We start from the raw sequence: 13,098 nt of genomic DNA, 5'->3' as shown, positions 1-13,098 counted from the left end.
AGGGACGCTCCCAAGCTAGCGGTGCGAACTTGGAGCTTGCTGAATGTCCTGCTCGGCCTCTGCCAGGTCGGCGTGGGAGAAGTTGCGTACCTTCAGGGAGACGGCCAGAGCGGCCAGAATCAGCACCAGGGTGAAGACCAGTCCATAGTGGGTGCCCCTGGTGAAGGCCTGGGCTTTATCTACTCCGGCTGCCTGACCTTCGCCCATGGCCAGCAGGGAGGTGGTGATGGCCGTGGCCACGGCTCCCACGATCTGCTGCATGGTGTTGATGATGGTGCTTCCGTCGCCGGACTGCGGGCCGCTCAGAGAGTTCAGTGCGTAGGTCTGGGCCGGTGACATGGCCAGGGGGCAGCCGATCATGAGGATGATGTGGGCTGCCACCACCAGGGCCACAGGGGTGTGCGGGCCTGTGAACAGGAGGATGACCGTACCAACCAGTGCGATAAGGAATCCGCAACGGACGGGCATTCGGGCCCCGAAGCCGTCATAGAGCCGGCCTGCGAAGGCCGAGACCAGGGCGTTGATGACGCCCCCGGGCAGCATGAGGATGCCAGTCATCGCCACGGGCAGGAGCAGCCCCCGCTGCAGGAACTGGGGCAGCAGATACATAGAGGAGAGGATGACTGCGAAGTCAAGCATGACCAGGGTGGCGCCATAGCGGAAGGCCGGGATGGAGAAGATGCGCAGATTGAGCACCGGGTGTTCCAGGCCCAGCTGACGACGAATATAGAGGACCAGGGCTACCAGGGCCACGACCAGGATGATCAGGGTGACCGGGGAGAGCCATCCGTACCTGCTGGCCAGGCTGACTCCTGCCACCAGTCCGCCGAAGCCGACAATGGACTCCAGAATCGAGGCCAGGTCGGGCCGCTGGTGGGTGATGGTTCCCACGTTCTTCAGGAAGCAGACGGCGAAGATCAGGGCCACAACCAGGAAGGGGGTGAAGAACCAGAAGATCCAGTGCCAGGTCAGCTTGCCCAGGATGATTCCGGTCAGGGTCGGGCCGATGGCGGGGGCGAACATGATGACCAGGGCGCACATGCCCATGACCGTGCCCAGTCGCGCCGGCGGGAAGATCAGCATAGCCACGGTGAACATGAGCGGCAGGATGAGGCCGGTGCCGATGCCCTGGATCAGCCGTCCTGTCAGAAGGACAGGGAAGGTGGGGGCCATGGCTGAGACCACCGAGCCCGCCAGGAAGGCGACCAGGCCGAAGATCACGGTCTGCCTGGTGGTGAACCACTTGGAGATCAGACTGGAGAAGGGCAGGACGATGCCGATGACCAGCATGTACCCCGTGACCAGCCACTGCACGGTGGCAGCGGGAATCTGGAAGCTCTCCATCAGGTTGGGCAGGGCGATATTGAGCGAGGTTTCGCTCAGCATGCCCACGAAGGCCCCGATCATCAGCGCGGCGATGGCCGGCCAGGGATGGGGGACGGCCGGGCGTGACCGGTGAACGGAGGCAGAGGTGGACGTGTTTTGCACGATAATGATCTCCTTCTTCAGACAAACAGCACGCCATCTTAGGGAGGCGGTCATTTTTTCGTAAGTCGGCATGTCTACTCGCTTCGCCGAAGGCGTGCCGCATCGGGACGGAAAAGGTTATGCTCGGGAATGGTCGTCAGAGACCATAAGGAGGGTGCGTGTGGATTGGCATGCAACGGTCTACGGGTCAAGAGCCGTTGGTTCAGCAGGTCATGGTTTCTATGATTCGGGCGACGACGAGGAGGGGCGGACCTTCGGCGACCCGGACACCATCTCTGACGCCGCTCTGCGTCGATTGGGCGGCAAGGCCTACTTCCGTGCCCATCAACTGCTGGATGACCGCCGCTTTACAGACCTGCGCCTGCGGCACCTGGGAGCTTTGACCGTTCTCAAGGGGCGTGTGCCTGCCACCTATCAGCCGGACGGTGACTGCATGGTCCAGGCTCGGCTGGATGAGCAGGCCCATCGGGTCATCGACTCCTCATGCACTTGCCGGGCCTTTGGGCGCCAGGGTCCTGCCTGCAAGCATGTGGTCGCCCTGATCATGGCCTACAACGAATCCAGCCAGGCCTTTGCAGGATCGGATGACTGGGCCGGCGACGAGGGCCGATTCCGGTCCGCCCGGTCGACCTCGGGACCCCTGGCAGCCTACATGCACCGGCAGGAGGGCCGGCGGCGACAGGCCTTTCGTGAACGTCAGCTGAGCCTGCTCAAGCAGGAGAACGGGTCGGTTGGCGGTCGTCACCTGCCTATCGGATCGGTCGGGCTGATCCCCGATCTGACCAGTGAGCGCGGCGGCTGGCTGGTCCGCCTTCACATCACCCTGTCCTCCCACGGAGTCGCCTATCTGGTTAAGGATCTGCCTGCCCTGCTGCGTGCCGTGGACCAGGGCGAATTCATGTCTTACGGACGGCGGCTGGCCTTCATTCATTCTCGTGACACCTTTGACGACCGGGCCCAGGCTCTGCTGACCATTCTGGAAAGGGCCGGCGCCATCCGCCGCAGTCTGGCCGAACAGGAGGGGGGCATGCGTCGCCGTCTTACCCGTGTAGGGTTGGCGGGGATCCGGCTCAGCGACGACGAGGTGGCGCAGATCCTTGACCTGTTCGTGGATTCCGGGCTCACCCTGGACTACACGCCTCCCGAGGACTCCTTCCTGCAGGCCATGCCTGCCCCGGTGGTCGACGGAGACCCGGACCCCGGCATCGCGGTCAGCAAGGAGGCGGACGGCTACCGAATCACCCATTCCCTGGCCGTGGAACGTTTCATCGTAGGCCAGGCATCTTCCTTCGTTATCGTGCGCCCCTCGCAGCCTGGCCTGGGGCTGGATCCGGGGCCGGTCATCCACCGTTGCAGCGCGCATTTCATGCGGCATCGGGACCTGTTGGAGACTCTCTGCCGCCCTGGCGATGATCGGGATCTGCATCTGGATGCCAACGACTTGGATCTGTTCGCCCGGACCGTCCTGCCCGACCTGAATCAGGGTGCCCAGGAAGGATCCGGACTCTCCGCCAGTCTGCCCGAGGATCTGGATGCCCGGCGGCGGCCGCCCTGCAGGATCGAGCTTTACCTGGACAGGGATCGGCAGGGGGTCAGCTGTGACCTCAAGGCCCGCTATGGGGATCGTCTTCTGTCCGTCGGTGCTGACCCTGCTTCGGAGGATGAACCTGGCAGGGACCGGGAGAACGAGTCCTTGGCCCGGCAGACGGTCCGCCGCTATTTCCCCTTGATGGAGGATGGGTTGGCGCGCATCCCCGAGGAGAATGAGGAGGCTATCCACACCCTGCTGACCCAGGGCCTGCCGGTGCTCAAGGGTCTGGGACGGGTCTTCTCCACCCCGGCCTTTGACGGGCTGAGCGTCGTCTCTCATCCGCAGATCCGCGTGGGTGTGCGTGTGCGCTCCGGTCTGGTCGAGATCTCGCCCATCGCCGATGAGGTACGGCCCGATGAGGCTGCTGCCATCCTGGCTGACCATCGCCGTCGTCGCCGCTTCCATCGCCTGCGTAATGGTGCCTTCGTCGAATTGGCTGATCTGAATACGGATGCTGTGGACACCCTGGCCGAAGACCTAGGCATCGACCCGGCTGATCTGGCCAAGGGGCCGGTCCGGGTGCCTGACTTCCAGCTCGGCTACCTGGATGCGCTGGTGCCTGAACAGGATCGCGATTCCAGCTTCCGCGACTACCTGAAGGAGCGCAGGCCTGACCCTCAGGGGTTCAGGGTCCCCGACGGGCTGCGCGGGCAGCTCAGACCCTACCAGGTCGAAGGGCTGCGTTGGTTATGCACCCTGAGCGACCGCGGATTCGGCGGCATCCTGGCTGACGAGATGGGTCTGGGCAAGACCATACAGATGCTGGCCTACCTGCTTTCCCGTCGGGATCAGGCCAGGGATCGGGGGCCTTCACTGATTGTCTGTCCGGCCTCCTTGGTCTACAACTGGGAGGCTGAATGCCGCCGCTTTACGCCGGATCTGCGGGTGGCGGTCCTGGCCGGGGGGCGCAGCCAGCGTCAGGATCTGCTGGATCAGGCCAGGTCCTACGATCTGCTGATTACCTCGTATGATCTGCTCAGGCGGGACCTGGACCGGTATCGGAGTCTACCCTGGTATGCCTTGGTTCTGGATGAGGCCCAGTACATCAAGAACCATGCCACCAAGGCAGCTCGGGCCGTACGCGCTCTGGATAGTTTGCACCGGTTTGCCCTGACGGGCACGCCCATAGAGAACCGGCTGTCCGAGCTTTGGAGCATCTTCGACTTCCTGATGCCGGGTATGCTGGGCCCTTACTCCCGGTTCCGGGATCGCTTCGAAATGCCCATACTCAGCGGAGACCAGGATGCCCAGTCCCGGCTCCAGGCCCTGGTGGGACCCTTCATCCTACGCCGGCTCAAGTCCCAGGTGCTGACGGATTTGCCTGAGAAAATCGAAAACGTGATCAGCGTGCCCCTGCAGGGTCGGCAGCGCAAGCTCTATGCAGCCCTTGAGCAGGAGCTGAGGGCCACGCTCAACAAGGAAAGGGATCAGGAGTACGAGGTCGGCAAAATCCAGGTCCTGGCCCAGCTGACCAGATTGCGGGAGGTCTGCTGCGATCCGCGTCTGGTTTATCAGGACCAAGGCCGGGACCGACGCGGCGATTCGGCCAAACTGGATGCCATCGAGGATCTGGTGGTCTCCTGCCAGGATGCCGGACGGAAGATGCTGATCTTCTCCCAGTTCACCTCCTATCTGGACCTGATAGCCCAACGGCTCCGTCGGCTGGACGTGCCCTACGATCTGATCACCGGCGCCACCTCCAAGAAGCGGCGGCTGGAGCTGGTGGAACAGTTCAATAGGGATGCTACGCCGGTCTTTCTGATCTCTCTGAAGGCCGGCAACACCGGGCTCAACCTGACCGGAGCCTGCGTGGTGGTCCATGCGGACCCTTGGTGGAATGCCGCAGCCCAGGAGCAGGCCAACGACCGCGCCCACCGGATCGGCCAGACCCAGGATGTCAACGTCTACCAGATCGTAGCCAAGGACACTATCGAGGAGCGTATCCTCAACCTGCAGCATAGCAAGAGCGACCTGGCCTCGCGCTTTGTCGATTCGGCCGCATCCACTGGTGCCGCCGGCGTTGCCAGACTGAGCAGAAAAGACCTCCTGGCCCTGCTGAATTGATCGCCTCTGGATGTGGATCTACTCGAATCTATTAGTCAGCGGTTTTGAAAGCGGAGGCATCATCGCTGGCAAGGACCTTGGGTCACGGTTCCGGTTATTCTTGATTCGGTAGTCAAATCGAAAGACTATGTGTATAAGCGGATTGACGGTTGCTTCACTGCGGACTTGGCGGTTTGGCGGCGGTCGATTACCGGGTTATGGGAGCCTGGCCATCTTCAGCTCCTTTGATTACGGGAAGCCGAGGGAGAGAGCATGATCAGCGGCGTGCAGATGTTCTGGTCAGAGTTTTTGGGCACAGCACTTATGATGGCCATCGCTTTCATGGTCGCCGCCAGCAGGTCGCTCCCCAAGACAGGCGCCTATCGAGCCGACTGGATCAATGCTTCGCTGGGCTGGGGCCTTGCTGTCTATGTGGGCGTATATGCGGGGTGGAGAACGGGCGGCCATCTGAATCCGGCGGTGACGCTGGCCAGGGTGGTCGGTCACTGGATTGATCCACAGGCGACCTTGAACGGCCTTGCCATGGGCAAAGGTGGCATTCCGGTCACCTTGGCCAATGTGGCCATCTTCATTTCCGCCCAGTTCCTGGGGGCTTTCTTTGGCACCTGCCTGGGCTACCTGGGCACTCGCAAGCATTTCGAACTTCCGACCGACACGGATACCAAACTCATGATTTTCTGCACCAAGCCGGCCATACGTTCGAATTTCTGGAATCTGGCATCGGAGGCCATCGGCACGGCCATCCTGGTTACCTGGGTTTTCCTCAATGGGGGAACGCCTACGCAAGTCGGGCCTCTGGGCGTGGCCCTGGTCATCACGGTTCTGGTAATGGCACTGGGTGGGGTTTCTGGTGCCGCCATGAACCCTGCACGTGACTTTTCCGCTCGATTAGCTTACTGCCTTCTGCCCATGTCCGGCAAGAAGGATGCGGACTGGAGCTACGCCTGGATACCTTTTGTCGGGCCGATCGTCGGAGCTTGTATCGGAGTGTTAGCGCCTGCCTGGATGGGGCTTCTGCCTTGATCGTCGACATGGAAAAGCCCCTGGCCCTGCCAGGGGGTTATTACGACAGGACCGGGGGTCGAGTTAGTCAGCTAGCTCGAGCTCAGTAACTGGCTGAGGTGGGCTCCTGGAAGCGGACCGTCAGCCCGCGGCCGTGGTGAAGGAACATCTCTGCGCCATGGCGGTCAACGTCGCGATGGGTGAAGAGCATGCGGATGGCGAATGCCGTCTGGGCATCATCGGGCAGGTCCAGGAAAGCCTTATGGGCATCCCAGCCATCGGCTGCGACAGCCTTGTTGGGTACGTAGGCATATCCATAGCCGTCCTCGTCCACGTAGCCCAGGAAAGGCAGGTCCCATGCCTGGTGGTAGCTCAACTGATCCTTGTAATCCTCGACTTTCTTGAGGGCCTCGTCGCTGATGCCGTACTTGCGGGCGACCTCGTTGGCCTTGGCGGTCTTCGCGGCGGCATCTTTTCCGAACATGGAAGTATCAACAACAATGACTGTATCGTCTACCATGACTGACCTTTCTGTGTGACGGCCTGCACGTGTGACAATCGACATCATGACCGTGCAGGGCCATGACCGTTCAGGTGACCGTCCATCATCGACGGTGACCCCTGGATGCGAGATTCCTTCCACTTGCAAGGATACCAAATTTCATCTGCAGATAGGGGCAGAGAACCGTGAGGTTCGCCATAGGTGGCTGTCACTAGTGAAGAAGGGGCCTAGCGGTGTTCTCTCATACAGGGAACAATCAGTCCAGGCCGGCATCCCGATCCCTGCGATGCCGAAACAGGTACATCAGTGCCAGGCCTAGTACAGCAGTGCCGACAGTCAGGGCTACAGGCATGATTATGTCTGCGCCGGAGGCGGCTAGGGCCTGAGAATTCGTAGAAGACTTCGCTTGGTCACTAGAAGATTGGTTTCCTGGTGCCGGCTTTTGGCTATTGGAATTGGTTTGATCTGTTTTGCTGGGCGCATTATTAGACTCGCCCGGCTTGCTCGGTTCTACCGGTTGATTCGGCTTGTCATGTTCTCCGGAGCTGCCAGGGTCGTCGTGGTTATCCGGCTTATCGGGCTTGGCCTGGTAGGTGTTGGTGAAGGTGGTGTCCTTGCCGTCGACGGTGGCCTGGAGCTGGCCTTGCTGGTCGTCGGTGACGTGGACGTCGACCGTGGCCTCGTGCCGGTCGTAGGTGATGCCGGGCAGGCTGCCCTGGTCCTCGCGGATGGTGTAGTGGTAGTCGCCGGGCTGGTCCAGGGCCAGGTTGGTGAAGGCGATCCTGCCCTGGGCGTCGTTGGATGCCGAGCCCGCTTCAGCGTTCTTCCCGTCGTACAGGTGGAAGGTGAATTCGTTGGCCTTCAGGTCCCGGCCCTGCAGGTGCTTGACGGCGGTGATGACGGGCTTGGCCGGCTTGGCCTGGTAATGGTTGGTGAAGGTGGGGTTGTTGCCGTCGATGGTGGCCTGGAGCTGGCCTTGCTGGTCGTCGGTGACGTGGACGGTGATCCGGTGCGTGTCCTGGTCGTAGGTGATGCCGGGCAGGCTGCCCCGGGCCTCGCTCACGGAGTACGTGTAGTCGCCGGCCTCGGACAGGGTCTGGTCGGGGAATTCGATGGTCCCGTCGGCCTTGTTGGATGCCTGGGCCGGCTTGCCGCCCTTCGTGTTCTGCAGGAGGAAGTCGAACTCCCCGGCCTTCAGGCCCCGGCCGTCCAGGTGCTTGACGGCGGTGAGCCTGACCGTGGCGGGCTTGGCCTGGTAGGTGTTGGTGAAGGTGGTGTCCTTGCCGTCGACGGTGGCCTGGAGCTGGCCTTGCTGGTCGTCGGTGACGTGGACGGTGATCCGGTGCGTGTCCTGGTCGTAGGTGATGCCGGGCAGGCTGCCCTGGTCCTCGCGGATGGTGTAGTGGTAGTCGCCGGGCTGGTCCAGGGCCAGGTTGGTGAAGGCGATCCTGCCCTGGGCGTCGTTGGATGCCGAGCCCGCTTCAGCGTTCTTCCCGTCGTACAGGTGGAAGGTGAATTCGTTGGCCTTCAGGTCCCGGCCCTGCAGGTGCTTGACGGCGGTGATGACGGGCTTGGCCGGCTTGGCCTGGTAATGGTTGGTGAAGGTGGGGTTGTTGCCGTCGATGGTGGCCTGGAGCTGGCCTTGCTGGTCGTCGGTGACGTGGACGGTGATCCGGTGCGTGTCCTGGTCGTAGGTGATGCCGGGCAGGCTGCCCCGGGCCTCGCTCACGGAGTACGTGTAGTCGCCGGCCTCGGACAGGGTCTGGTCGGGGAATTCGATGGTCCCGTCGGCCTTGTTGGATGCCTGGGCCGGCTTGCCGCCCTTCGTGTTCTGCAGGAGGAAGTCGAACTCCCCGGCCTTCAGGCCCCGGCCGTCCAGGTGCTTGACGGCGGTGAGCCTGACCGTGGCCGGCTTGGCCTGGTAGGTGTTGGTGAAGGCCGCCGTGTCTATCTTGCTGCCCTCGCTGTCAGTCCACTGCGCAGTGGCGGTACGGTGCAACTGAGCTGCATCGGTTGTCAAAGTGATGGTCAGGGTTGCAGTGCTCTGATCATACGTCAGACCAGGAATGGAGCCGGTTTCCTGGTGTATACGATACTCGTAGCTGCCATCGTCGGGCAGAGCAGACACGTTGACAGGCACCTGGGTATTTTGGTTGTCGGCGTCTATGGTGATTTGGCTGGGCAACGCTGCGGACGGTGCGCCACGCAGGGGTTCGACAGCCAGTGTGAAGGAGTCTGTACCGAGCCAGTTCCTGCCTTGGATCTGTACTTTGACTCCGGCAGACACTTCATTGGTGTCCATTGTTCCTGTCAGGCCGCAGTTATTGAAATCCAAGGATTGGCTGGCTGTGTCCACCATATCCTCGGCCTTCTGGAACTCAATATCGTTGATGACGGCGCCTTTCATGGTTCCGCCCTCCAGTATGTCGCTGGCTGAGGAGTTTTCGCTCGGGCTGGCTCCGCTGGCCTTTTGGATTGTTGTAGTCAGGTGGGTCCAGTTCGTGTTCGGAGCGGGGTCGAAGCGCAGGTGGAATTTCCCTGCCGGTATATTGGTCAGTTCGTACTTGCCTTGGGAATCAGATTTTGTGCTCAGATCATCATGTGGGGTGACGACCGACTTGGCGGGCTTGTCGTCAGTATCGTTGAGCAGGGTCACTTTGACATCTTTAAGCAGAATATCGTCCGAAGAGCGGGCGCCGTCCCCATCGCGGTCGTACCATACGATGCCACTGATGGAACGTTGAACAACCATGGCCTGGGCAGGCATTTGGTTCAGTGCATTGCCCCAGCGATTCCGATAGAGGTCGCCGGAGGAGTTGTTTCCGGGATTTATATGGAAAGTAATGTCATAGCGGAATTGGTTGGGCTGCCCATCGATGATGAAGGCCCAGGCGACCACGTTTTCAGGCATTTTCACTTCGCCACTTGTTGTGTTGAAGTTAGCCTCGTTCCAAGAAAGGTAATCCTGGGATTGTATGGAACTCGTGTCATTCACCCGCCATCGAGAATCTGTGGTGTAACGGATGGTGATTCCGCTCAGACTAGCCCCCGCCGAAGCTTTTACGTTCATATCAGCAAAAGTAGGTTCCCCGTGGAAGTCGGGTTTGCCGCTTGTCTGTTTGTACGGCATGATGTCGATGGCATAGTGATGCTGCTTGCCACTGCCCGAGGTGCTGCTCAGCATGTTGGTGAAGCCGATTGGTACACCGGCTTCATTAGTGTCCTGCACAGCCGAAGTGGAAAGGCTGGTTGTGTTGGTCCGCCAAGCGTGGATGGTGAAGGAATCGGCAGTCTTCAAGTATGTGTTGGGCTGGGACATATTCTGTTTTGACTGAACTGTGGCAGAGGTCGTCAGGTCTTCGTTGGAGCCGATGTCTTTGCTGGGGTCAGTCAGGTCACCCAGGGAGGTGGAGAAGTGGATGACGCGGTTGTTGCCGTCCACAGGGATGTTGGTCAGTGTCCAGGACAGAGTGGTGATTCCGGTTACGGGGTCCGTGCTCACTGATGGCTCACAGGCGGTTCCGCCCTCTATGTGGCCCATCTCAGGCGTGGCTTCCGTATATGTGCCGCCCAATCGGGCGCTGCCGGGGATGTAGTGGAGCTTTGCCGGTAGTTTGTCGGTGATGTAGAGTTCGGTTTTGGCGCCCTTGTTGGCTTGCGAAGCTGAAGTGCCGGTGTTGATGGTTAGCCGCCAGTCAACGAACCGTTGATCGCTGTCTATGTCATAGTATTCTTTGGGTTTGGAATTGGTGCTTGTTTGTGCTACGGCGTTGGAGATGGTGTTGGTTTCGCCGGCTACATAGAGGCTGTCCCCGTGCTCATTGCCGCCGGTGTCTCCGCCCAGGTAACCGTTTATTTGGTCATAGCTGGCCTTGGTATAGCCTCCGGCGGATGTAGCTAAGACGGGAGATTTGATTTTGGCCAGCTCGTAGGGGTTCTGTTGCTTGGCCCAGTCCTCCCATTCCTGATCGCTGGAGTTCTCGGGGCTCAGCCCGGCCATAGCTGCTAATTGGCTGCGGGTGAAGGTGCGCGAAACTGATGTCAGCTGGGCTACAGAACCTACTTTGGCGTCGGGGAGGACGTTGATCACAAATCCGCCGAAGCCGAATCGGGAATTCACTTCGGCAACGTTGGTGGGCGCGGCAGTGCGCCCGCCCAGCAGCATGCCTACAACCGTGCCATGCTTCTTTGCTTCCTCCTGTGTGCTATAAAAGTTCAGATCCTCTATGTCGGCATTGGCTTGCTCAGTGTCGTTTTTCCAGTCCTTTCCGTCGGGTTTGGTGGCGTACATGACCAGGTCCTGTAACGGGTTTTGAATGCTCGTTGGCTGGTATTTATCGTAGTTGCCGTTCTGCCAGATGCCATTGCCCCAGGGAAGATCCAGGCCGTCGGAGTCCGGCAGCCCAACTACCTTTGGATCGATCTTGACCAAGGACATTCCCAGCAGTGGCAGATCGGCCTTGCTGGTTTTGAAGTTAAAGCCGGCCGTTACCCGCACTTTGGTCCCTGCGACTGCTGAGTCGGTCCCCCGTAGATTGTCAGGAGCAGTCCACCACCCGCAGTCCACGCCGTCATCAAAATAGTTGGAAGCCGTCATGCAACTGTACTGAATGATGTTGCTGATGCCTGCCTTTATTGTGCTGGAGCCTTGCGTGAAGATGACGTTGTGCCACATGTCATCGGACTGGTCGGTTTGGTTTGACGTGTCCGTGGGGCCAGAGGCAGGGGGTAAAGACTGGTTTGATAGCGATTTCGCGCTCAGGTCGCCGTCGTCGACCTTGCTCTGCAAGCTGAGACCGGTCTGTCCATAGTAGTTGGCCACGTCCTTGCCGCCGACAGTGGAGGGGTTGAAGACATATAGGTAACCAGTGGAGATTTCGGCCACTTCCTGTCGCGTGCAGTCAGTCGAGGCCAGGGCAGGCGTGCACTTGGCGTCTCGTGCATAGGTGTGTCCCAGGTAGGGGAAGGGGTCGTTGGTTTCATAGTCCTTCAAAGTCAGGTCCAGCTTGAGTCCCTGGCTGTTGCGCTGTTCAGCCACGGTGTATTGACCATTGCCTTGGACTTGGTCCTTCCCAGCCGTGCCACCCGTGGATCGGGCATAGCCATAGTTGCTGAGAGTGGGTCTCCAGCCCTGATCGCCGGTGTTGCGCCCGCTGTTGTTGAAGTCGCCGTCGATGGTGCCGATGTCCCAGAAGTAGGGTTGCAGATCCTCTATCTTCGGATAGGCATCTCCGCCAGCGGTCTGCCATAAATTGCTCAGCGACAGGGAAAAGGTTATGGGGCCAATGGGAGCCTCTAGACCCTTGAGACCCTTGGTCCGATCGGGCCAACGCATGTCAACGGCCCAGTTGAACTTGCTGATGATCCCCTTGCGCTTGCCCAGCTCATGGTTGGGGTAATTGCCGGCGGCTGGGGTGTTGAAGTCGAAGGTCTGGTTGCCGGAGCCTTCATTGGTTCCGCCAGTGATCCGCAGGTTCAGATTGAGCTTGGCCGATACAGTGACCGAATCGGACGTGGCCGAAGCAAGATCGGTCTTGGTGGTGGTATCCGGAGCGCCCCAGGCCTGGATCTCGGGGGCGAATTTGCTGCCATTGGGCATGCTTCGGACCCGAAGGACCAGAGTGACGCTGGAGGATCCCGGAATAACGGTGGACAAATTCTCTGTGGCGGTGAGTAGCCGGTAAACGGTTAGCACCTGTGTCGGTTGACCGTCGATGGTCTCTGTAATTTGCTTTGGCTGGTATCCCGGCGTATTGTCCACCCAGCCCATGGAATCCACATCAAAGGTGACCCGATCCTCAGGCTGGCTCAGTTTGAATTGGAAGCCTATTCGGCCCCTGCGGTAGCTGGTTGTCTCGCTGCGGGTATTTACGGCAAAAGAGTAGGTGTAGGACAACTTATCGAAAGTGCGCACTATGTCATTGTCCGCATCGTGGTCATTGCCGGGGTTGTTGTCCTTGTCGAAAGGAGCCGTGCCGGTGGAACGTGAGGCCTGGGATAGGGTGGTGACCACGGCGTCGTCGGTGTCCAGCATGTCCTTGATTGCCGATTTGGCGGTCGGCCTTCTGCTGGGTTGTATGGGCGCGGCCTGGTTCGAGGGGGTTGACTTCGACTTCTGAGTGGTTTGGGCTACCCCGGATGTGGCAGTGTCCAACTGTGGAGTAGAGGTTTGGGTCGACGTGGACGACGTCTGGTTTGTCGCAGTCGCCTGCTGTACACGTGTTGTTGGAGATGTTGATATGGATGCGGCGGTCTGGGCATCAGCCGGCTGCTTACTGTCGGCTATGGCCATGGTGGGTATCAACATGGCCATAGCCATCAGGCCGGCCAGGACTTTACCGCTCAAATTACCCTTTGCCACGTTTCTCCTTTTGAGCGCCGACGACCGCTTGGGGCGTCGGGCCGGGCATCCCCTTCGGGTCATCCGGTCGACTGTCTACGATGGTTCTCA

At 60.3% G+C, this 13,098-nt stretch carries 5 protein-coding genes; 2 read left to right on the top strand and 3 right to left on the bottom strand.

Annotated features, from left to right (window positions below):
* Window positions 1–15: 15 nt before the first annotated feature.
* Window positions 16–1,488: a DHA2 family efflux MFS transporter permease subunit gene (locus tag AACP62_RS06470; RefSeq protein ID WP_339347172.1), complete on the bottom strand. Its 1,473-nt coding sequence runs from the start codon at window positions 1,486–1,488 to the stop codon at window positions 16–18.
* Window positions 1,489–1,648: 160 nt separating this feature from the next.
* On the opposite strand from AACP62_RS06470, the gene AACP62_RS06465 reads away from it, so the two are divergent.
* Both AACP62_RS06465 and AACP62_RS06460 read left to right on the top strand, forming a co-directional pair.
* Window positions 1,649–5,143, top strand: coding sequence for an SNF2-related protein (locus tag AACP62_RS06465; RefSeq protein ID WP_339347170.1), 3,495 nt, complete (start codon window positions 1,649–1,651; stop codon window positions 5,141–5,143).
* 252 nt (window positions 5,144–5,395) lie between these two features.
* The gene (locus AACP62_RS06460) at window positions 5,396–6,166 is read left to right on the top strand and encodes an MIP/aquaporin family protein (RefSeq protein ID WP_339347169.1); all 771 of its coding nucleotides are present in this window, start codon (window positions 5,396–5,398) and stop codon (window positions 6,164–6,166) included.
* A gap of 82 nt (window positions 6,167–6,248) precedes the next feature.
* Here AACP62_RS06460 and AACP62_RS06455 read toward each other — a convergent pair whose 3' ends face one another.
* Window positions 6,249–6,665, bottom strand: a complete 417-nt coding sequence (locus AACP62_RS06455) for a glycerophosphodiester phosphodiesterase (protein ID WP_198187578.1) — start codon at window positions 6,663–6,665, stop codon at window positions 6,249–6,251.
* 238 nt (window positions 6,666–6,903) lie between these two features.
* The gene (locus AACP62_RS06450) at window positions 6,904–13,008 is read right to left on the bottom strand and encodes a Spy0128 family protein (protein ID WP_339347167.1); all 6,105 of its coding nucleotides are present in this window, start codon (window positions 13,006–13,008) and stop codon (window positions 6,904–6,906) included.
* Between the last annotated feature and the right edge of the window lie 90 nt (window positions 13,009–13,098).

It is taken from the genome of Bifidobacterium apis (assembly GCF_036986835.1).
GTDB classification, from domain to species: Bacteria; Actinomycetota; Actinomycetes; order Actinomycetales; family Bifidobacteriaceae; genus Bombiscardovia; species Bombiscardovia apis_A.
This window is presented reverse-complemented; position numbering and strand designations above follow the sequence as displayed.